The organism is Geodermatophilus sp. SYSU D01119, assembly GCF_054049975.1.
In genome coordinates this window covers 1-20,106 of the sequence record NZ_JBJGYL010000003.1, presented here as the reverse complement: position 1 = coordinate 20,106, position 20,106 = coordinate 1, and the positions used below count along the sequence as shown (strand labels likewise).

19 protein-coding genes and 1 pseudogene are annotated in these 20,106 nt (G+C 77.3%); 8 read left to right on the top strand and 12 right to left on the bottom strand.

Going from position 1 to position 20,106, the window contains the following annotated elements:
- Positions 1-64: 64 nt before the first annotated feature.
- The gene (locus ACI79X_RS02775; RefSeq protein WP_457023881.1) at positions 65-253 is read right to left on the bottom strand and encodes a hypothetical protein; all 189 of its coding nucleotides are present in this window, start codon (positions 251-253) and stop codon (positions 65-67) included.
- A 201-nt stretch (positions 254-454) separates the two neighbouring features.
- Between ACI79X_RS02775 and ACI79X_RS02770 the strand changes: the two genes are divergently transcribed.
- Positions 455-2,095: a glycoside hydrolase family 13 protein gene (locus ACI79X_RS02770; RefSeq protein WP_457023880.1), complete on the top strand. Its 1,641-nt coding sequence runs from the start codon at positions 455-457 to the stop codon at positions 2,093-2,095.
- 70 nt (positions 2,096-2,165) lie between these two features.
- The gene (locus ACI79X_RS02765) at positions 2,166-2,549 is read left to right on the top strand and encodes a YchJ family protein (RefSeq protein WP_457023879.1); all 384 of its coding nucleotides are present in this window, start codon (positions 2,166-2,168) and stop codon (positions 2,547-2,549) included.
- Between the two features lie 19 nt (positions 2,550-2,568).
- On the opposite strand, the gene ACI79X_RS02760 is transcribed toward ACI79X_RS02765, so the two are convergent.
- The gene (locus ACI79X_RS02760) at positions 2,569-3,252 is read right to left on the bottom strand and encodes a response regulator (protein ID WP_457023878.1); all 684 of its coding nucleotides are present in this window, start codon (positions 3,250-3,252) and stop codon (positions 2,569-2,571) included.
- A gap of 32 nt (positions 3,253-3,284) precedes the next feature.
- Positions 3,285-4,943, bottom strand: coding sequence for a sensor histidine kinase (locus ACI79X_RS02755; RefSeq protein WP_457023877.1), 1,659 nt, complete (start codon positions 4,941-4,943; stop codon positions 3,285-3,287).
- A gap of 127 nt (positions 4,944-5,070) precedes the next feature.
- On the opposite strand from ACI79X_RS02755, the gene ACI79X_RS02750 reads away from it, so the two are divergent.
- Both ACI79X_RS02750 and ACI79X_RS02745 read left to right on the top strand, forming a co-directional pair.
- The gene (locus ACI79X_RS02750) at positions 5,071-6,492 is read left to right on the top strand and encodes a cation:dicarboxylate symporter family transporter (protein ID WP_457023876.1); all 1,422 of its coding nucleotides are present in this window, start codon (positions 5,071-5,073) and stop codon (positions 6,490-6,492) included.
- 70 nt (positions 6,493-6,562) lie between these two features.
- Entirely contained in the window at positions 6,563-7,774 is a 1,212-nt protein-coding gene (locus ACI79X_RS02745) for a lycopene cyclase family protein (RefSeq protein ID WP_457023875.1), read from the top strand.
- On the opposite strand, the gene ACI79X_RS02740 is transcribed toward ACI79X_RS02745, so the two are convergent.
- The 3 genes from ACI79X_RS02740 to ACI79X_RS02730 form a co-directional block, all read right to left on the bottom strand.
- Positions 7,740-9,278 carry an APC family permease gene (locus ACI79X_RS02740; RefSeq protein ID WP_457023874.1) on the bottom strand — a complete coding sequence of 513 codons (1,539 nt, stop codon included), beginning with the start codon at positions 9,276-9,278 and terminating at the stop codon, positions 7,740-7,742. The genes ACI79X_RS02745 and ACI79X_RS02740 overlap by 35 nt on opposite strands.
- An 86-nt stretch (positions 9,279-9,364) precedes the next feature.
- Positions 9,365-9,982: an SRPBCC family protein gene (locus ACI79X_RS02735; RefSeq protein WP_457023873.1), complete on the bottom strand. Its 618-nt coding sequence runs from the start codon at positions 9,980-9,982 to the stop codon at positions 9,365-9,367.
- Positions 9,979-10,350, bottom strand: a complete 372-nt coding sequence (locus ACI79X_RS02730; RefSeq protein WP_457023872.1) for an ArsR/SmtB family transcription factor — start codon at positions 10,348-10,350, stop codon at positions 9,979-9,981. The genes ACI79X_RS02735 and ACI79X_RS02730 overlap by 4 nt, the downstream gene beginning before the upstream one ends.
- Before the next feature lie 84 nt (positions 10,351-10,434).
- Between ACI79X_RS02730 and ACI79X_RS02725 the strand changes: the two genes are divergently transcribed.
- Positions 10,435-12,732, top strand: a complete 2,298-nt coding sequence (locus tag ACI79X_RS02725) for an ATP-binding protein (protein WP_457023871.1) — start codon at positions 10,435-10,437, stop codon at positions 12,730-12,732.
- Here ACI79X_RS02725 and ACI79X_RS02720 read toward each other — a convergent pair.
- Positions 12,707-13,372 (bottom strand): hemerythrin domain-containing protein, encoded by a 666-nt coding sequence (locus ACI79X_RS02720; RefSeq protein WP_457023870.1) that lies wholly within the window; start codon positions 13,370-13,372, stop codon positions 12,707-12,709. The genes ACI79X_RS02725 and ACI79X_RS02720 overlap by 26 nt on opposite strands.
- Between ACI79X_RS02720 and ACI79X_RS02715 the strand changes: the two are divergent.
- From ACI79X_RS02715 to ACI79X_RS02705, 3 genes and pseudogenes are all read left to right on the top strand, one after another.
- Positions 13,329-14,312, top strand: a pseudogene (locus ACI79X_RS02715) (DUF222 domain-containing protein); the annotation flags it as partial. The gene ACI79X_RS02720 and the pseudogene ACI79X_RS02715 sit on opposite strands and share 44 nt — an antisense overlap.
- 155 nt (positions 14,313-14,467) lie before the next feature.
- Positions 14,468-14,890, top strand: coding sequence for an HNH endonuclease signature motif containing protein (locus tag ACI79X_RS02710; RefSeq protein WP_457024081.1), 423 nt, complete (start codon positions 14,468-14,470; stop codon positions 14,888-14,890).
- Between the two features lie 178 nt (positions 14,891-15,068).
- Positions 15,069-15,596 carry a putative immunity protein gene (locus ACI79X_RS02705; protein WP_457024078.1) on the top strand — a complete coding sequence of 176 codons (528 nt, stop codon included), beginning with the start codon at positions 15,069-15,071 and terminating at the stop codon, positions 15,594-15,596.
- A 4-nt stretch (positions 15,597-15,600) separates the two neighbouring features.
- Here ACI79X_RS02705 and ACI79X_RS02700 read toward each other — a convergent pair whose 3' ends face one another.
- From ACI79X_RS02700 to ACI79X_RS02680, 5 genes are all read right to left on the bottom strand, one after another.
- A complete protein-coding gene (locus ACI79X_RS02700; RefSeq protein ID WP_457023869.1) occupies positions 15,601-15,918 on the bottom strand; it encodes a hypothetical protein in 318 nt (105 codons plus the stop codon).
- Positions 15,887-16,411, bottom strand: coding sequence for a universal stress protein (locus ACI79X_RS02695; protein ID WP_457023868.1), 525 nt, complete (start codon positions 16,409-16,411; stop codon positions 15,887-15,889). The genes ACI79X_RS02700 and ACI79X_RS02695 overlap by 32 nt, the downstream gene beginning before the upstream one ends.
- A 107-nt stretch (positions 16,412-16,518) precedes the next feature.
- Positions 16,519-17,727 (bottom strand): low temperature requirement protein A, encoded by a 1,209-nt coding sequence (locus ACI79X_RS02690; protein ID WP_457023867.1) that lies wholly within the window; start codon positions 17,725-17,727, stop codon positions 16,519-16,521.
- A gap of 33 nt (positions 17,728-17,760) precedes the next feature.
- Complete coding sequence (locus tag ACI79X_RS02685; protein WP_457023866.1) at positions 17,761-19,545, bottom strand: potassium channel family protein; 1,785 nt, start codon at positions 19,543-19,545, stop codon at positions 17,761-17,763.
- Positions 19,546-19,558: 13 nt separating this feature from the next.
- Positions 19,559-19,945, bottom strand: a complete 387-nt coding sequence (locus tag ACI79X_RS02680; protein ID WP_457023865.1) for a DUF6394 family protein — start codon at positions 19,943-19,945, stop codon at positions 19,559-19,561.
- Positions 19,946-20,106: the final 161 nt, after the last annotated feature.

The window sequence follows — 20,106 nt, the reverse complement described above, 5'->3', positions numbered from 1 at the left end:
GCCCGCGAGACGACGGCGCCCCTCCGGCCGGGGTGGCCGGAGGGGCGTCGGAGGGGCGGTGCGGTCAGGCGGCGTGCGTGCGGGCGTCGTCGTCCGTGCGCGGGCGGGGCACAGCCGGGCTGTCCTGCCGTCCGGCCCGCAGGCCGGCGAGGTGCCAGGAGGTGCAGTCGGGGCAGCTGGCGATCCAGACGTGCCGGGGGTGGCGGTGGCAGACGGCGCGGTCGGCCGCGGAGGCGGCCGGGGTGCTGGTCATGGCGCGTTCTTCCTGTGCCGCCCCGTCGGGCGGCTCGTGACTCGTGGGACGGCTGGTGCAACGCCGTCACCCGTCCGGGGCATCCGGGGTGTGCGCGACGACACCGCCACCAGCCGATTCGGCGACACCTGACAAGGTGCGCCTCACCCTTCGTGATCAGGGGTGGGTAACCGGACGGCCGGATGGGCCGATCCTTCCCGCATGTCCGCTCGACTCGTCGCTGCCGGCACCGCCGCCGGCCAGCAGCCGTGGTCCCGGCCGGCTCCCGCGCAGGAGCAGCCCTGGTGGCGCTCGGCCGTCGTCTACCAGGTCTACCTGCGCTCGTTCGCCGACGGGAACGGCGACGGCATCGGCGACCTGGCCGGCCTGCGCGCCCGCCTGCCCTACCTCTCGTGGTTGGGTGTCGACGCGCTGTGGATCAACCCGCACTACCCCTCGGGTGGCGCGGACGGCGGCTACGACGTCGTGGACTACCGGGCCGTCGACCCCGAGTACGGCGACGTGTCCGACGTCGAGGCGCTGGTGGCCGACGCCCGGAAGCTCGGCCTGCGGGTCGTGCTCGACGTCGTCCCCAACCACACCTCCGACCGGCACCCCTGGTTCCAGGCGGCGCTGGCCGACCCCGACTGCCCCGAGGCGTCGCGCTACCACTTCCGGCCGCCGTCGGAGGAGCCGCCGAACAACTGGCGCTCGCTGTTCGGCGGGCCGGCCTGGTCGCGCACCCCGGACGGCCGCTGGTACCTGCACCTGTTCGCGCCCGAGCAGCCCGACCTCAACTGGCGCGACCCGGTGGTGGCCGAGGACTTCGAGCGGACGCTGCGCTTCTGGCTCGACCGCGGGGTGAGCGGCTTCCGCGTCGACGTCGCCTACGGCCTGCACAAGGACGCCGGGCTGCGCGACAACCCCGGCACCTACTCCCCCACCCTGTTCGGGCACGGCCCCGAGCAGGCCATGACGTGGAACCAGCCCGAGGTCCACGACGTGTGGCGGCGCTGGCGCTCGATCTGCGACGAGTACCCGGACACCATGCTGGTCGGCGAGGTCTGCCTGGCCGACCTCGACGAGGTGGCGCTGTACTCCCGGCCCGACGAGCTGCACCAGTCTCTGTCGTTCCGGCTGCTCAAGTCCCGGTGGGAGACCACCGCCTTCGCCGAGGCGATCGGCAGCGCACTGGACGCCTTCGGGAAGGTCGGCGCCCCGGTGTCGTGGGTGCTCGGCAACCACGACAAGGACCGCATGGTCACCCGCTTCGGCGGCGGCGAGACCGGCCTGGCGCGCGCCCGCGCCGCCGCGCTGCTGCTGCTGTCGCTGCCCGGCTCGGCCTACGTCTACGCCGGTGACGAGCTGGGCCTGCCCCAGGCGCACGTCCCCGACGAGGCCAAGCAGGACCCGATCTTCCACCGCAGCAACGGCGAGCGCGCCGGCCGCGACGGCTGCCGCGTCCCGATGCCGTGGAACGCCACCCCCGGGATCGGCTTCTCCCCCGCGCGGGCGGCGAAGCCGTGGCTGCCGGTGCCGGCCGAGTGGCGGCAGTACGCCGTCTCCCGGCAGACCCGCGACTCCTCGTCGGTGCTGCACCTCTACCGCGAGGCGCTCGCGGTGCGGGCCGAGCACCCGGCGCTGGGCAGCGGTGAGGCCACGGTCAGCAGCCGCGGCGACGTGCTCACCGTCCGCTGCACCGGCGAGGGCCGCACCGTGCGCTGCGTGGTCAACATGGGCAGCGAGGCGGTGCTGGTGCGCTCCCGCGGCCGGGTGCTGCTGGAGTCCGGCCCCGGCGTGCACACCTCGGCCCGCTCGGTGGCGCTCCCGCCGGACACGGCCGTCTGGATCGCGGAGGACTGAGGAAGGACCCCTCCGCCCCCGCCATTCGCGAGCTCGCGGCGGGACCCTGCGGAGGGGCCACACTGCGACGGTGAACCCGACGCGCTGCCCCTGCGGGTCCGGCCTGCCCTACGCGGACGACTGCGGCCGCCTCCACGACGGGACCGCGGCCGCGGCCACCGCCGAGCAGCTGATGCGCTCGCGCTACAGCGCCTTCGCCGTCGGCGACCCCGCCTACCTGCTCGCCACCTGGGACCCGGCCACCCGGCCACGCACCGTCGAGCTCGACCCGGGCGTGCGCTGGACCGGCCTGGAGGTGCTCGCCACCACCGGCGGCGGGCTGTTCGACGCCGAGGGCACCGTCACCTTCCGCGCGCACGCGCGCGCCGGCGGGGAGGACACCGTGCAGGCCGAGCGCAGCCGCTTCCGCCGGGCGGACGGCCGCTGGGTCTACGTCGACGGCGACCCGGCCTGAGGTCCGCCGGCCCGAGCACTCAGCGCCAGCGGTACTCCAGCTCCGGCCGGCCGGCGCCGCCGTAGCGCGGCACCCGGTCGACCAGGCCGGTCTCGGCCAGGTACTCCAGGTAGCGGCGGGCGGTGATCCGCGAGGCGCCGATGAGCTCTGCGGTCTCCGCCGCCGACACCCCCGGCGCCCGGCGCACCGCGGCCACCACGGCGTCGAGGGTCTCCCGGCCCATGCCCTTGGGCAGCGGCGCCGACCGCGACGGGCGCACCGCGCCCAGCACCCGGTCGATCTCCGCCTGCCCGGCCGCCTCCCCGCCGGCCCGCAGCTGCGCGCGGTAGGCGGCGTAGGCCTCCAGCCGGTCGCGCAACGCCGGGTAGGTGAACGGCTTGAGCAGGTAGCCGACGACGCCGTGCACCGCGGCGGCCCGCACGGTGGCCAGCTCGCGCGCGGAGGTGACGGCGAGGACGTCGACGTCGGCGCCGGCCGCCCGGATCCGCCGGCACAGCTCCAGGCCGGAGGCGTCGGGCAGGTGCAGGTCGAGCAGCACCAGGTCGACGGCGGTGCGCGACAGGGCGTCGAGCGCGGCGGCGCCGGTGCCGGCGACCGCCACCGCGGTGAACCCGGCGGTGCGCTCGACGTAGGCGCGGTGGGCCTCGGCCGCGACCGGCTCGTCCTCGACCACGAGCACCCGCACCGGCGCGGGACCGGTCACGGGGCCGGCCGCGGTGCCCGTCCCGGCGCCCGTCACGGGGCCGCCCCGGCGGGCACGGCCAGCGGCACCGAGACGGTGAACTCCGCGCCCGGGCCGGGGCGCACGGTCACCGTGCCGCCGTGCCGGTGCACCGCCTGCTGCACCAGCGCCAGGCCCAGCCCGCGGCCGAGGCCGTCGGGCGCGCCGGCGTCGCCCTTGGTCGTGTAGCCGCGGCGGAAGACCTCCGCCGCCTCCTCCTGCGTGAGCCCCGGCCCGCTGTCCTCGACCCGGACCTCCAGCCGGTCGCCGTCGACGGCGGGGTCGACGGCGGAGCCGACGGCTGGAGCGACGGCGATGCCCACGGCGACCTCCCGCGGCGGCTCCCCCGACAGCGCGGCGTCGATCGCGTTGTCCAGGAGGTTCCCCACGATCGTGACCAGGTCGCCCGCGGGCAGCCCGGTGACGCCGACCGCGGTGCCGGGGTCGACCTCCAGCGCGACGCCCCGCTCGGCGGCGGTGGCCGCCTTGCCCAGCAGCAGCGCCGCGAGCACCGGCTCCTCGACGGCGCCCACCACCCGGTCGGTGAGCTCCTGCGCCGAGGCCAGCGAGGCGGTGGCGAACTCGACGGCCTCCGCGCTGCGGCCGAGCTCCACCAGCGACACGGTGGTGTGCAGCCGGTTGGCCGCCTCGTGCGCCTGCGCCCGCAGCGACTCGGCGAAGGCCCGCACGCTGTCGCGCTCGCCGGCCAGCGCCTGCAGCTCGGTGTGGTCGCGCAGGGTCACCACCGAGCCGTCACCGAGGCCGGGCGTGCGGGTGGGCATCCGGCTGACCAGCAGCACGCGCTCGTCGGTCAGGTGCACCTCGTCGACGCCGCGGCGCGGGTCGGCCAGCGCGGCGGCCAGCTCGCCGGGCAGGCCGAGGCCGGCGACCGGCCGGCCGGCGGGGTCGCCGTCGAGGCCGAGCAGGCGGCGCGCCTCGTCGTTGGCCAGCTCCACCCGGCCCTGCCCGTCGACGAGCAGCAGGCCCTCCCGGACGGCGTGCAGCACCGCCTCGTGGTGCTCGAGCATCCGGGCGAGGGTGGCGGCGTCGAGGCCGCCGGTCTGCCGCCGCAGCCGGCGGGCGACCGCGGCGCTGCCCACGCCGCCGACGGCCAGGGTGACCGCCGCGGTGCCGACGATGCCGGGGACGGCGTCGGCGAGGTCGGCGGCGACGACGTCGACGGTGAGCCCGGCCGACACCAGCGCCACCACGTCGCCGTCGTCGTCGAACACCGGGCCGGTGGCCCGGACCGAGGGGCCCAGCGTGCCGGTGTGGGTCTCGGTGAACGTGGTGCCGGCCAGCGCCGGCGCGACGGTGCCGAGGAAGGGCCGGCCGATCTGCTCGGGGTCGGGGTGGGTGAACCGCGTGCGGTCGGGCGCCAGCACCGTGACGAAGGACAGGCCGGTGTCGGCGCGGACCTCCTCCACGAACGGCTGCAGCACCGCCGTCGGGTCCGGGCCGGTGACGGCGTCGGCGACCAGCGGGGAGTCCGCCAGGCTCTCGACGACGGCCGTGGTGCGCTGCTCGGCGCCGCGCTGCAGCGCCTCGCGGGCGTCGTGCCAGGCCACCACCGCCGAGGCCGCCACCACGGTCAGCAGCACCAGGGCCTGCAGCGCCAGCAGCTGGCGGGCCAGGCTGCCGCCGGTGCGGCGGCGGGGCAGGAGGCGGGGCACGGGAGCGAGTCTCCCGCGCCCGGTGCTGCGACGTGGCTCACGTACGCAATGAACACATCGGTGACGGCGGTCACCGCGTCCGGCCCACTGGTACGCGACCGTCCCGACGTCTCCCCCAGGAGCAGACATGGCAGCTGGCACCGCGGCCGGCGATCCGCCCGTGCGCACCAAGCGCGACCGCACGCACTGGCTCTACATCGCCGTCATCGCCGCCGTCGCCCTCGGCATCGCCGTGGGCCTGGTGTTCCCCGAGTTCGCCACCGGCCTGAAGTGGATCGGGACGGCGTTCGTCGCCCTGATCAAGATGCTGATCGCGCCGGTCATCTTCTGCACGATCGTCCTCGGCATCGGGTCGATCCGGCAGGCCGCGAAGGTGGGCCGGGTCGGCGGGCTGGCGCTGGGCTACTTCCTGCTGATGTCCACGGTGGCGCTGGCCATCGGCCTGGTCGTGGGCAACGTGCTGCACCCGGGCGACGGGCTCGCGCTGTCCGACGAGCTGCGGGGCCGGGGCTCCGAGCTCGCCGAGACCGCCGAGGAGAGCGGCGGCACCACCGACTTCCTGCTCGGGCTGATCCCCACCACGCTGCTGTCGTCGCTCACCGACGGCTCGGTGCTGCAGGCGCTGCTGGTGGCGCTGCTCGTCGGGTTCGCCATCCAGGCCATGGGCCGCTCGGGCGAGCCCGTCCTGCGGGGCATCGGCCACCTGCAGAAGCTCGTGTTCCGCGTCCTCGCGATGGTCATGTGGGTGGCGCCGATCGGCGCGTTCGGCGCGATCGCGGCGGTGGTCGGCGAGACCGGCGTCGACGCGCTCACGAGCCTCGCGGTGATCATGCTCGGCTTCTACGCCACCTGCGTCGTGTTCGTCTTCGTGATCCTCGGGCTGATCCTGCGGCTGGCCGCCAAGGTGAACGTCTTCTCGCTGCTCAGGTACCTGGGCCGGGAGTTCCTGCTCATCGTCTCGACGTCGTCGTCGGAGACCGCCCTGCCGCGGCTGATCGCCAAGATGGAGCACGCCGGCGTCAGCAAGCCGGTCGCCGGGATCGTCGTGCCGACCGGCTACTCGTTCAACCTCGACGGCACCGCCATCTACCTGACGATGGCCTCGCTGTTCATCGCCGAGGCGCTGGGCGACCCGCTGTCGGTCGGCGAGCAGATCGGCCTGCTGGCGTTCATGATCATCGCCTCGAAGGGCGCGGCCGGGGTCACCGGCGCGGGCCTGGCCACCCTCGCCGGCGGCCTGTCGGCGCACCGGCCCGACCTGCTCGACGGCGTCGGCCTGATCGTCGGCATCGACCGGTTCATGTCCGAGGCCCGCGCGCTGACCAACTTCGCGGGCAACGCGGTGGCCACCGTGCTCATCGCCGGCTGGACCCGCGAGCTCGACCGCGAGCAGCTGTCGGCGGCGCTGTCCGGGCGGTCGCCGTTCGACGAGGCCACCATGCTCGACGACGACCACGGCGGCCTGCCCGCGGACGCCACCAACGCCGGGCCCGGCCAGCGCGACGCGCAGGCCGAGCTGCGGCAGGAGGCGCTGTCCTCCACCCGCTGAGCGGGCACTCCCCGACTACACCCCCGACCCCGGCCGCGCGCCGGAGCCGGGGGTGTGGTCGTCTGCGGCGGTGGCAGCCCTCGTCGACGTGGTGGTCGCCGGCGCCGGCCCGGCCGGGCTGTCGGCGGCCGCCGCCTGCGCCGCCGCGGGGCTGCGGACGGCGCTGGTCGCGCCCGCGGTGCGGCCCTGGCCGGCCACCTACTGCCTGTGGGCCGACGAGCTCGACGCCGCGGCCGGCCCGCTCGGCCTCGACCCGGCCGCCGTGCCCACGACGCTGGCCGCGCGGTACGCCCCCACCGTCGTGCGGACGGCGTCCGGCGGCGAGCGGCGGCTGACCCGCGGCTACGCCCGGCTGCGCAACGACGCCGTCCACGCCGCCCTGCTGGGCCGGTTCGAGGCCGCCGGCGGCCGGGTGGTGACCGGCCGGGTCCGCGGCCTGGTCGACGACGACGGCGGCGGTGAGGTCGCCGTCCTCGCCGACGGCACCCGGCTGCCCGCGCGCACCGTGCTCGACGCGCGCGGCGGGGGGCCCGCGACGGCGCAGCAGCGCGCGTGGGGCGAGGTGGTCGCCGGGCCCGTGCCCGACCTGGTGCCGCCCGGCGGCGCGCTGTTCATGGACTGGACGGCGCTGGCCGACCCCGGCGCTCCCCCGGCCTTCCTCTACGGCCTGCCCCTCGACGACGGCACCGTGCTGCTCGAGGCCACCTCGCTGGCCGCCCGCCCGCCGCTGCCGCTGGCCGGCCTGCGCGAGCGGCTCGCCGCCCTGCTCGACGCGCACGGGCTGCGGCCGGCCGGCGAGGCGGAGCGGGTGGCCGTCCCGCTCGACGCCGCGCCCCGCCCCGCCGGTCCCGGCACCCCGCTCGGCGCGGCCGCCGGGCTGGTGCACCCGGCCACCGGGTACAGCGTGGCGTCGTCGCTGCGCCTCGGGCCGCGGGTGGCCGCGGCGCTGGCGGCCGGCCGCGACCCGCGCCCGGTGGTCCGCGCCGCCCGCCCCCGGGCCACCGCCGCGCTGCTCGGCCTGGGCCTGGAGGCGCTGCTGCCGATGGACGCCGCCGCCACCGACGCGTTCTTCGGCGCCTTCTTCACGCTGCCGGAGCGGGCGTGGGCGCCGTACCTCGACGCCGGGTCACCGCCGTCCGCCGTCGCCGGGGCGATGGCCCGGGTGTTCGGCGCGCTGTCCCCGGCGCAGCGGGCCCGGCTGCTGCGCGGCGTCGCCGGCGGGAGCGCGGCCCGCCTGCGGACGAGCCTCAGGCGGGCGCGGGCGGCGGCGTCGGCTCGATGACGGCGGCGTGCTCCGGGAGCACGCCGGTGCGCCGCCGCTGGCGCAGCAGGTACCAGCCGAGGCCCACGGCGACGATCGCGCCGATGAACACCGGCGCCGCCCACTGCAGGTACCAGTGCGGCTCGCCGGTGGCGTTGTAGACCTCCCGGCGCGGCCAGGCGAGGTTGACCGCCATCCCCGCGCCCCACAGCACCGCCAGCACGTTCACCGGCAGGCCCCAGCGGCCCAGCGAGAACCGCCCGGGTGCCGGCCGCCACCGGCCGCGCAGCCGCGCCACCAGCATCGGGCCGGTGACCAGCAGGTAGGCCAGGTAGATCATCACCACGGCGATGCTGGTCAGGGCCGTGAAGACCTGCGGCTGGCGGACGTTGAGCAGCAGCACGCCGATGGCCAGCACCCCGACGACGACGGCCGGGACGACCGGCGTGCGCCGCTTCGGGTCGACGTGCGCCAGCCGCGCGGAGGCCGGCAGCGCGTTGTCCCGGGCCATGGCGAAGGTCATCCGGATCGCGGCGGTGTGCACCGCCAGGCAGCAGACGGTGACGGCGACGACGATGCAGACGAGGAACGCCTTGCCCAGCCCCGTGCCGGCCACCGACAGCAGCACGTACTGCAGCCCGCCGCCGCTGCTGGCCAGCTGCGGGTCGGTGAGGCTGGGGGCGGCCATCAGGCCGAAGAGCAGGATCAGCCCGCCGAGCACGAAGGAGGCGGTGATCGCCCGCAGGATCGCCCGCGGGGCGGTGCGGCCCGGGTCGATGGTCTCCTCGCCCAGGGAGCTCGCGGTGTCGAAGCCGTACATCACGTAGCCCGACGCGAGCGCCGCCACGAGGAAGGCGCCGAGGTAGCCCAGCGACTGGCCCTCGCCGCGGCCGGCGGTGTCGAACAGGACGTCCTGCGGGCCGCGGGTGATCGCCACGGCCAGCACGACGACGATCAGCACCGCCGCCACCAGTTCGATGAACACGCCGGTGCTGTTGATCCGGGCCATGAGGCGCACGCCGAAGGCGTTGATCAGCGTGGTGACCGTGATGAGCAGCCCGCCCAGGAGCACGGCGTTGACGGCGACGTCGTAGGTGCCGGTGCCGTCGCCGACCACCTGGAAACCGGACCACAGCTGCGGCAGCGTGATCTGGTACGCGAGCGCGGTCGCGGCGAGGGTCACGACCGAGGCGGTGAGCATCACCCAGCCGGCCAGCCACGACGTCGTCGCGCTGCCGAGGCGCTTGGTCCAGTTGTAGAGCGACCCGGCCACCGGGTACCGGGCGGCCAGCTCGGCGAAGCACAGCGCCACCATGAGCTGGCCCGCGAACACCATCGGCCACGACCACACGTAGGCCGGGCCGCCGGCGCCGAAGCCGAAGTAGAAGAGCTGGAACGTGCCGGTGAGGATCGAGATGTAGCTGACCCCGGCGGCGAAGCTGGAGAAGCGGCCGATGCTGCGGTCCAGGTGCTGCCGGTAGCCGAACTCCGCGAGCTGGGGGTCGCCGTCGTCCGAGGGGCGCACGGGGAGGCCTTCCGGGTGGGGGATGCGGGCGCCCCACTCTGGCCGACGGCACGGTCCCCGGCGACCCGGGGACCGTGCGGCGCGCGTCAGCCGGCGGTGGGCGCGAACTGGGCCCGGGCCGCGGCCTCGCCGCCCGCGACCTCCTCGGGCGTCGCGGTGCCCGACGCGGTCACGGTGGCCACCCAGGCGTCGACGGAGGCGGCGTTGACCGCGCGGACACCCTCGCCGTCCTCCCACGCCACCGGGTCGCCCACCTCCTCGCCGGCCACGTGCAGCGCGAGGCCCAGCAGCGCGACGTCCCAGCCGGGGCCGACGAACAGCGCGCCCGCGCCGCTGCCGGCGAAGGCGGCGGGCACGGTGTGCTCGAGCTCGAGCGCGGTGCCCTCCCCCGCCGCGCGCAGCCGGACGGTGACCACGCTGACCGGCCCGCCCCAGGTGAGCACGAGGGTCGAGGGCGGGGTGCACTCGCGGATCTCGCCGTCGGCGTTGCCCTCGACGGCGAAGGTCCCGCCCTGGCGCAGGTCGCCCCTGACCGGGGCGAACCAGCGGGCCAGACGGGCGGGATCGGTGACGGCGTCCCAGACGTCGGCGACGGCGGCCGGGCACTCGCGGCGCAGCCGGACGGCGATCAGCTCGTCGTCGCCGGTGCCCTCGCGGGCGACGGCGCGGGCGGTCTCGGCGATCTCGGCCAGCAGGTCTCTCACGGTTCCTCCTCGGGTGGGGTGTCCTGGGGCTGGGTCCCGCGCAGGCGGCGCTCGCGCTCCCCGCGGGCGAGCTCGGTGGCGAGTGCGTCGAGGTGCCGGTCCCAGGTGGAGCGGAACCGCTCGAGCCACCGGTCGACGTCCTGCAGCGGCGCGGGCTCGACGGCGTAGATCCGCCGCGCGCCCTCGGCCCGGACCCGGGCGAAGCCGTTCTCCCGGAGCACCCGCAGGTGCTGGGAGACCCCGGGCTGGGAGATGCCGAACTCCCGGCGGACGACGGCGGTGACCTCCCCTGCCGACAGCTCGCCGTCGGCCAGGAGCTCGAGGATGCGCCGCCGGACCGGGTCGCCCAGGACGTCGAACGCGTGCACGTCCGCACTGTGTCAGCCGACACTGATATCAGTCAAGCCTGATACTTACCTCGGGCAGTCGGGACGCCGCTACCCTCCCGGCCGGTGAGCGCCCCCTCCCCCGGCCCCCTGGCCGCCCTGCTGCGCCGGTTCCGCGAGCGGGCGGCGCTCAGCCAGGAGGAGCTCGCCGCGCGGGCCGGCCTGACCGGCAAGGCGATCGGCGCTCTGGAGCGCGGCGAGCGGCGCCGTCCCCACCCGCACACCCTGCGGGTTCTCGGCGACGCCCTGGGTCTCGACGACGCCGAGCGCGCCGACCTGACCGCGGCCGCCCGGCCGGACGCCGCGGATCCCGCGGACGCCGCGCCGCCGCCCGGGCTGCCGGTCCCCGCCGTGGCGCTGGTCGGGCGCGACGCCGAGCTGCCGGAGGTCACGGCACTGCTGCGGTCGGGGACCACCCGGCTGCTCACGCTCACCGGCCCCGGCGGCGTCGGCAAGACGACGCTGGCCCTGGCGGCGGCCCGGGTGCTGGCCCCCGCGTTCCCCGGCGGCGTCGCGGTGGTGGAGCTCGCGCCGGTGCGCGAGGCGCGGTCGGTGCTGCCCGAGCTGGCCCGCGTGCTCGGCGGCCGGCAGCCGGCCGGTCCGGCGGCCGAGGCCGTCGCCGCGCGCCTGGGCGACCGGCGCTGCCTCGTCGTGCTGGACAACGTCGAACACGTCCTGGACGCCGCGCCCGAGGTCGCCGCGCTGCTGGCCCGCTGCCCCGGCCTGGCGGTGCTCGCCACCAGCCGGGCCGCGCTGCGCGTGCGGGCCGAGCGCGAGTACCCGCTCGGCCCGCTGCCGGTCCCCGCCCGCGCGGACGCCGGCACGGTCGCCGCCTCGCCCGCCGCCCGGCTCTTCCTCGACCGCGCGGCCGCCGCGGGCCGGCCGCTGTCCCTGGACGACACCACGGCCGCCGACGTCGCCGCGATCTGCCGGCGCCTCGACGGCCTGCCCCTGGCGCTGGAGCTCGCCGCGGCGCACGCCCGCTACCTGCCGCCGTCGGCGCTGCTCGACCGGCTCGCCGACGCCCTCGGCCGCGGCCGGTCACGCGACCTGCCCGCGCGGCAGCGGACGATGGCCGCCGCGCTCGACTGGAGCCACGAGCTGCTCACCGGCGGCGAGCAGGCACTGCTGCGCCGGCTGTCGGTCCTCGCCGGCGGGTTCGACCTCGACCTGGCGCGGGCGGTGCACCGCGGGGAGGACCCCGTCGTCGCGCTGGCGGGGCTGGTCGAGCAGTCGCTGGTCGTGGCCGAGGACGGGCCGCACCCGCGCTACCGGCTGCTGGAGCCGGTGCGCCGGTACGCCGCGGCACGGCTGGCGGCCTCCGGGGAGGCGGACGAGGCGGCCGACCGCGCCGCCGCGGCCGTGCTCGCGCTGGCCTGCCGGGCGCGGAACGGGCTCACCGGGGCGGCGCAGGGCGCCGAGCTCGACCGGCTGGGACGCGAGCACGGCAACCTCGGCGTCGCCCTGGACCGGCTGACGGGGGCGGGCCGGGCCGCCGACGTCGCCGTGCTCATGGAGGCGACCTGGCTCTACTGGGCGGTGCGCGGCAACGCCGCCGAGGGCCTGCAGTGGCTCGGGCGGGTGTCCCCGGACGGGCTCTCCTCCGACGACGCGGCCCGGCTGCTGCTCGCCGCGGCCGCGCTGCGGTACGCCGCCGGCGACGTCCCCGGCACCCGGGAGGCGGCCGGGGCGGCGGCGCGGACCGCCGACGCCGCCGACCTGCGGTCGCTCGCCCTGGTGCTCACCGGCTCGGCCGCCGTCTTCACCGGCGACCTCGACGCCGCCGCCGCCGAGCTCGACGAGGCGCTCCGGCTGGCGGAGGAGAGCGGCCAGGCGTGGGCGCGGGCGCACGCGGTGACCGCCCGCGGGCAGCTGCTGCTGCGCGCCGGCGACCTCGGCGGGGGCACGACCGAGCTCGCCCGGGCCGAGGAGCTGGCCCGGGAACTGGGCAGCCCGTTCACGCTGGCGACGGTGCTCAACGTGCAGGCCTCCCTCGCCTGGCTGGCCGGCGACGGCGAGGAGGCGCTGGCCCGGTGGACGGAGGCCGCGGTGCTCGCCGCCGAGGTGCGCACCACGTGGACGCTGGCCTACACGCTGCCCGGGCTGGCCGCCGTCGCCGCCGCCCGCGGGCGCCCGGAGCTGGCGGCGCGGCTGTTCGCGGCCGGCTCGGCGACGGCGGAGGCGGCGTCGGTGGCGGTGGCGTTCCCACCGGACGTCGAGCTCGCCGCGCAGGTACTGCCGGAGGTGCGCGCGGCGCTGGGTGCCGCGGCCTTCGGGCGGGCCTGGGACGCCGGCCGGCTGCTGCGCCCGGAGGACGTCCCGGCCCTGGCCCGGGAGCTCACCGGGTCCCGCGCACCCGGCTGACGTAGCGGCGGTACCGGCCGGCGAACACGGTGTGCAGCAGCACCCGGACGGGGAACGGGACGACGCGCAGCATCATCTCCCGCTCCTCGGGGTCGCACTCCTCCAGCAGCGCGCCGAACAGCAGCGGCAGGTCGCGCACCGCCATCTGCCCCTTGCCGTGCTCGCCGAGCTGCGACCACTCCTCCTGCGTCACGTGCCGCTGCGCGAGCGGCAGGATCTCGCGCTCCTCCTCCTCGAGGTGGACGAGGAGCACCTCGCGCAGCGCGTCGACGGTGCCGGCCACCTCCTCGGCGACGGCGGGCCGGGCCTCGGCCTCCCAGCGGTCCAAGGCCGGCCCGAGCGCCCCGATCAGCCGCTCGACCTCGGCGTGCTGCTCCTCCATCCGCTCGACCAGCGCCGCGTCGGGCGGGCAGCGCTCGAGCAGCCGGGGCCACAGCAGCTCGTCCTCGGCGGTGTGGTGCAGGTGCAGGCCCTGCAGGCACATCCGGGTGTGGCCGGCGAGGACGGCGGCCCGGGCGGTGTCGCCGGGGGCGACGGCGCGGACCAGCTCGGGGACGAGCCGCAGCTCGCGGCGGAAGGCGCGGTGGACGACGTACATGTCGCGGACGTCGCAGAGCGGGGCGGAGGCGGTGTGCGTCATGGCGTCGAGCCTGTCGGCGGCCGCCGGCACGCCCCACCCACAGCGCCCCCACAGGACCTCCACGTCCCCGGACGTCCTCGCAGGTGGGAGGCCGGTTCTGTCGTACCTCCCACCTAGCGTCGGGGCTGTGTTCGAGGGCTACGGGATCGGGCTGGCGGTGGCGCCGCTGCCGTCCCCGGCCGCCGGGGAGCCGTCCTTCGACGACGGCACCCGCCCGTCCCGGCTGAGCGAGGTCCTCCGCGTCGACGACTGGGCCCCGGCCACCCAGGCGGTCGAGCTCGGGCGGGTCCAGGAGCTGCGCTCGGTCCTCGCCGCCTACGAGGTCTCGCTGATCGCCGCCCTGGCCGGTGGTCGCGCCGACTTCTTCGACGTCGCCGACGATCGCCCGGGACGGGAGAGGTCCGCGTCCTGGTCGGAGGGCGGCCTGGCCGGCGTCGGTGAGTTCCTCGTCGACGAGGTGGCGCAGGTCCTGCGCTGCTCGGTCACCGAGGCGAGCGTCCGGGCAGGGCACGCGCTGCTGCTGACCCGGCACCTGCCCGCCACCTGGGCGGCGCTGGCCGACGGTCGCATCGACTGGCCGCGGGCACGGGCCATCGCCCAGGAGCTGTCCGAGCCGGTCCGCCGCGGGGACCCGGCACGCGCGGTGGCCGCCGTGCAGGCCGCCGTGCTGCCCGGGGCGATGGGCGCCGGCGTCCAGGCCCTGCGGACGGCCGTGCGCCGGGAGCTGACCCGACTCGACGCGGCGGCAGCCGACCGCCGCCGCAGGGAGGTGCGACGCCGGGCCGACGTGCGGGTGCGTCCGGTCGGCGACGGCATGTCGGAGCTCGTCGCGCTGCTGCCCCACGAGGACGCCTGCGCCGTCCGCGGCACGCTCGACCGCCACGCACGCACGGCGCGGGACGCGGGGTCCGAGGTGCCCCCTCGGGCCACTGCGCGCCGGCGTCCTCACCGACCTGGCGCTGCGGCCGTGGGTCACAGGGCCTGCGGGAGGTCCTCGACCGGCTGGGTGCCGCCTGCCCGGACGGGTCGCGCGCCCCGGCCGGCGGGAGCCTCGACGTCGCGCTCACCGACCCCGCCACTGGCGCCCTGCGCGCCGTGGTCCCCGCCTCCGAACTGCGCGGACTCGCGCGCGACGGATGCCGGGAGCACCCCGACGGCGACTGCCGGTGCCCGCTCGCCGGACGCCCGCCCGCCCGCGACGGCTACACCCGCAGCCGCGCCCAGCAGCGCTTCGTCGACACCCGCGATCGCGCCTGCCGGATGCCCGGGTGCTCGCGTCCCGTCGCGGCCACCGACCACGACCACGTCGTCCCGTACGCCCGCGGTGGTCCGACCGACTGCACGAACCTCTGTTGCCTGTGCGAGCGCCACCACCGCCTCGAGACGCACGCGCGCGGGTGGGCCTTCGTCATGGACGACGACGGGGTCCTCACCGTCACGACTCCTGCTGGCGTCGTCCGCGTCACCCGGCCACCGGGTCCGTACCGGCGGGCGGACGAGGAGCCCCCGCCCTTCTGACGGGCGGGCACCGGGTCGACATGGCGACAGCTCGACGCGACGACTCCTCGACCCGGCGACACCTCGACGTCCCGACACGACGACGTCCCGACACGACGACAGCTCGACGTGCCGACACGGCGACCCGGCACCCCGACCCGGTGACCCGTCGGCGGGCCGGCATCCGAGGATGGGCGGCGTGAGCCAGGACGCCCCGGAGGTCGCGCTGAGCCGGGCCGAGCTGCGGGCCGTCGCGGGCTTCGCGGCGGCGTGCGCGCGGCCGGCGCTGGCGCGCTTCGAGCGGGCCCGGCCCGGCGACCCGCGTCCCCGCGCCGCGGTCGACGCCGCGCAGGCCTTCGCCGACGGCGCTGAACGCACGAAGGCGCTGCGCGACGCCGCCTGGGCCGCGCAGCGGGCGGCGGCCGAGGCGCGCGGAGCCGGGCAGCCCGCCGCGGTCGAGGCCGCCCGGTCCGCGATGGCCGCGGCCGGCGCCGCCTTCCTGCACCCGATCGCGCAGGCCACCCAGGTCGGGCACGTCCTCGGCGCGGCCGCGCACGCCGCCCGCGCGGCCGAGCTCGACGGCGACGACCCGGCCGCCGTCCTCGACCGGGCGCGGGCGACCGCCGGGCCCGTCGTCGCCGGCGTGCTGCGCCGCTACCCGCCCGCCCCGGCCGGCGGCGGGCGGGTCGGCGAGCTCGTGCGGGAGCTGGGCGGCGCGCTGCGGTAGGCGCTCAGTGCTCCGAGGCGTGGTGGTGGAACCGTCGCCACGGGTGCCGCCGCGCGGTCGGCGCCGCGGGTACCGAGGGCGGCTCGGCCGGCGCCGCGGCCGCGCTCGCGGTGGCTCCCGCGGGCGGCGAGCCCCGGCGCGGCGGGCGCACCCGGTCGGCGAGCCGCTCGCGGCTGAGCTGGTGCTGCAGCCCCATCGGGTCGCAGCGGTGCCCGCGCGCGGCGACGTCGTGCTGGGCCTCCCACTGGGCGATCAGCTTCTCGTCGGCCGACATCTCCCGGCGCCGGTCGTCACCCGAGCCCGGCGTGCTGGACCTGGTCATGGCGCTCCTCCCTGCTGCCGCCCGGCCCCGGGCCGGGCGGAGTCCCGAGCGGGCGGACGACCGTCACGGGGCACGCCGCCGCCCGCAGCACCGACGTCGCCACCGATCCGGGGAGCCGCCCGCGCGCGGCACCGCGGCCGCGGGCGCCGACCACCAGCAGCGCGGCGCCCTCGGCGGCGGCCAGCAGCGCGTCGACCGGCGCCCGGTGCACCGCGCGGTACTCCACCGGGACGCCCGAGGGCACCCCGGCCGCGGCGACGTCGTCGGCCAGGGCCTGCCGCACCGCCGCCTCGTAGTCGGCCACCGGCGGCACGTAGCCGCACTCCCAGGTGGCCGGCCGCGGCGCGGTGGTCAGGCTCCACGCCCGCACCACGAGCAGGGGCAGCCCGGCCCGCGCGGCGAGCGCGCCGGCCCACGCCAGCGCCGTCCGCGCGCAGGCCGACCCGTCCACCCCGACGACGACCCCGCCGTCGAGCCCCGGCGTCGTGTCCACGGCAGCGCACCTCCCGGCGGGTCCGCACCGACCCCCGTCCCAGTGCAGCCCCGCCCGGGCAGCCGCGGCAGGGTCGTTGGTCCCTGCCGCGACGGGCCGGCGGGCGGTCAGACCTCCTCGGCCTCCAGCTGCCCGGTCGCCCGCTGCACCGACCCGGCCGCCACCACGACGACGACCAGCGCGGCGAGCGCGCCGATGACGGCGACGGCCGGCAGGTCGAGCAGCGCGTCGAGGCCGGCCAGCACCGCCGCCAGCAGCGGCCACCACCACCCGCGGCGCACGTCGCCGGTCATCGCCGACGCCGTCAGGCTCGCCGACGCCAGGTACAGCGCCACGCCCCCGGCGACCAGGAGCCGCGTGCCGGGCGGCACGTCGCCCGCCTCGACGACGGCCAGCTCGATCCCCGCGCCCACGGTCGCCAGCGCCAGCGTGAGCGGCAGGTGCCCGAACACGTAGACGTCGAGCGCGTGCGTCGCGCGCCCCTCCCCGGACCCGTCGAGCAGCCGCTTCGCGCGTGCCCCGGCCAGGTCGAAGTAGCTCCACCACAGCGCCGCGGCGAGGACGAAGGCCAGCGCGGCCACCACGACCGAGTTCGCCGTCCACTTCGCCTCGTAGAGGCCGTGGGCCACGGCCGCCACCGGCTCGCCGAGCACGAGGATGACGAACAGCGCGAACCGCTCGGGCAGGTGCTCGACGTGCACCGGCACGTCGGCCGGGATCCGCGTGGCGAGCAGGGGCACCAGCGCCTCGGCCAGCACCGCGGCGGCCCAGAACGCGTAGGCGGCCGGCCGCGGCACCGCCAGCGACGCCGCCCAGAACGCCGCTCCGGCAGCCGCGCCGATCAGGTACAGCCGGGTGACCGGCCTCGCCTCGGGCACGTGCACGTGGGCGCGGCGGTACTGCAGGAGCAGCAGGCCGCGCAGCACGAGCTGGCAGACGACGAAGACGGTGGCCCGCTCGCCCGTGGCCTCCGACGCCGAGGCCGCGAGCCCGACGACGGCGGCCATGCTGGCCAGCTTGTAGAGCCGGTAGACGACGTCGTCGTGGTCGAAGCGGTTGGCGTACAGCGTGGAGCTCACCCACGACCACCACACCGCGCCGAACAACGCGGCGAAGACGAGGTAGCCGTGCACGGTGACGTCCTCGCGCAGCGCCTTCGCCAGCTCGGCCAGGACCAGCACGAAGGCCAGGTCGAAGAACAGCTCCAGCCGGGAGGCGGAGCGGTGGTCGTCGGTGCGCAGCCCCGGCGGCCGGACGGCGTCGGAGCGGCCGGTGAGTCGTTCGACCAGGCGCCGGCCCGGGCCCTGCTCGGCCATGCGTTCCCCCTCGCGGACGTCGGCGCCGGGAGGTCAGGGCGCGGCGGCTGCGTCCGGAGTCGGCGTCGACCGGCTGAGCTTGCGCCAGATCCAGCTCGACGGCACCCGGTGGCCGGTGACCAGGTAGTCGGCCACGCCGTCGATGAACAGCGTCGCCTCCACCTCCCGGTGCACGGCGGCGCGGCCGGCGAACAGCAGCTCGTCGCCGGGCTCGAGCTCCAGGTCGCCGTCGGGGGTCAGGTGGGCCTGGTCGCCGCGCAGCGCCAGCAGCGGGACGGCGAGCAGCGTCTGGTCGCGGTCGGCGGGGTCTCGCAGCAGGTCGGCGAGCCGGAACCCGCCGCGGGACAGCCGCGGGTGGAGCGCGGGCGCGTCCTCCGCCGTCAGGCGCACCTTCCACAGCGCCTCGAGGTGGGTGCCGCACGCGTCGAGCAGCCGCTCCACGACGCCGGCCGACCACTCGTCGCTCTGCCGGGGCAGCTCGCGCAGGAAGCGCCACAGCAGCGGGGTGCTCAGCCGCGCGTAGGCGTCGTGGGCCACCACCTCGGTGGGTACGAGCAGCGCGTCGACCTCCATCGCGGCGAACAGTGCGGCGTCGGCCGGCTGGTTCTGCCGGGCGGCGACGAACAGGCCGGGGTTGATCCGCCGGGCCTCGGCCACCAGCGACAGGTTGGTCGTGTCGTTGTCGGTGCCGGCGACCAGGCCGACGGCGCTCGCGAGGTCGGCGCACCGGATGACGTCGAGGTCCGCGGCGTCCCCGACGATCGTCGGCTCCTCCTCGGGCGAGGGGTCGACGGTGGTGACCTCCAGGCCCTCGGCGCGCAGGTCGGCGGCGAAGTGCCGGCCGAAGCGCCCGTAGCCGCAGACCACCCAGCGGCCGGGCGCGGGGGCCTTCCCGCGGGGCGTGAGCTCCGCGCCCGGGCCGCTCTCCAGCCAGGTCATGAGCTGGTAGGACGCCGGGGTCCGGAGCGCGAGGCGCAGGTGGTCGCCGAACCGGTCGAAGGGGTTGACCACCGTGGGCGAGCCGAAGCCCGCCATCCGCTCGGCCACCATGGGCGACGTCGTCCGCGAGACCACGGGCAGCTCCGGGCGCAGCAGCGCGGCGGCCATCGTCACGGCGAGGTTGGCCTCGTCGTCGCCGGTGAGCGCCAGCACCCCCTCGCACCAGGGGTGCCCCAGGCCGGCGACGCCGAGCACGTGCGGGTCGCGGGCGTCACCCACCACGCCCGGCACGTCCCCGCGGTAGGGCGCGATCTCGAGGGCGTCGATGCGGCCCTCGGCGATGTCGACGACGGTGAACCGGCGGCCCAGCGCGTCGAGCGAGGCGCCCAGGTTCTCCCCCGCCTGCCCGTAGCCGGCGATCAGCAGGAACGGCTCGCGCAGCCGGGTCACCTTGCGCGACACGTGCCGCAGCGCCAGCGCCTGCCGGAACGCGCGGTCCTGCACCAGCGCCAGCAGCGACCCGATCGCGTAGGCCCACCCGATGACGGTGAGGTAGATGGTGGCCGTGACCCACATGCGCTGCGCGTAGCTGAAGGCGAACGGGATCTCGCCGAAGCCGATCGTCGTCGCGGTGTAGCTCATGACGTAGAAGGCGTCGAACAGGCTCAGGCGGGCCGGCTGCCCCTCGGCGTCGACGCCCGGGATGAGCGAGAGCCCGAGCACGCTCACGAAGAAGATGACGATCAGCGTGATCAGCGGGGCGCGCATCCGCCGCAGGACGGTGAAGACGGTCGCCGAGCCCTCGGCCCGCGGCACGACCGGACGGCGGCGGGCGCGGCGGCCGCGGGTGGTCACCGGGGGCGGCGGCGCGGTCTCCACGGTCGGCGTCCGCTCAGTGGCGCTGGAAGGACACGGTCTCGATGACCAGCAGCACCACCGAGACGACGTTGGCCACCAGCGCCCCGCCCGACAGCGACACCATGCTCGCCGTCGCGGTCGCCGTCAGCCCGTCCGCCGAGACGTGCACCGCCCACGCCCAGGTGATGGTGGCGGCGATCAGCTGCAGGTCGGCGACCAGGCTGGTGGCCAGGTGCACCGCGCCGATCTGGGTGCGGTCGCCGAACTTGAGCACCGTGGCGATGAGGCTGACCACGAGCGCGGCGAACAGCTCGTAGACGTTGTGCACGGCCGGGTCGTCGATGTCGCCGATGAAGAACCCGAAGTTGATGGTGGCGGCGAGCAGCACGAAGAAGCCGAAGACGACCTTCTCGAGGTTCATGCGACTCCCGCGGCGGTGGGTGGGACCGTCCGGACACTAACGCCGCACCGGACCCGCCGCCGGGGGACGGCGGGGCGCCGGGGGGGGGGGGGGGGGGGGGGGGGGGGGGGGGGGGGGGGGGGGGGCGCGGGGGGGGGGGGGGGGGGGCGGGGCGCCCCCGC

Bases quoted from the DNA above. Each gene is read 5' to 3' on its own strand.
- ACI79X_RS02775 (WP_457023881.1), bottom strand. From the start codon at position 253: ATGACCAGCACCCCGGCCGCCTCCGCGGCCGACCGCGCCGTCTGCCAC.
- ACI79X_RS02770 (WP_457023880.1), top strand. From the start codon at position 455: ATGTCCGCTCGACTCGTCGCTGCCGGCACCGCCGCCGGCCAGCAGCCG.
- ACI79X_RS02750 (WP_457023876.1), top strand. From the start codon at position 5,071: ATGGCAGCTGGCACCGCGGCCGGCGATCCGCCCGTGCGCACCAAGCGC.
- ACI79X_RS02700 (WP_457023869.1), bottom strand. From the start codon at position 15,918: ATGACCAGGTCCAGCACGCCGGGCTCGGGTGACGACCGGCGCCGGGAG.
- ACI79X_RS02680 (WP_457023865.1), bottom strand. From the start codon at position 19,945: ATGAACCTCGAGAAGGTCGTCTTCGGCTTCTTCGTGCTGCTCGCCGCC.
- ACI79X_RS02720 (WP_457023870.1), bottom strand. From the start codon at position 13,372: ATGACGCACACCGCCTCCGCCCCGCTCTGCGACGTCCGCGACATGTAC.
- ACI79X_RS02690 (WP_457023867.1), bottom strand. From the start codon at position 17,727: ATGGCCGAGCAGGGCCCGGGCCGGCGCCTGGTCGAACGACTCACCGGC.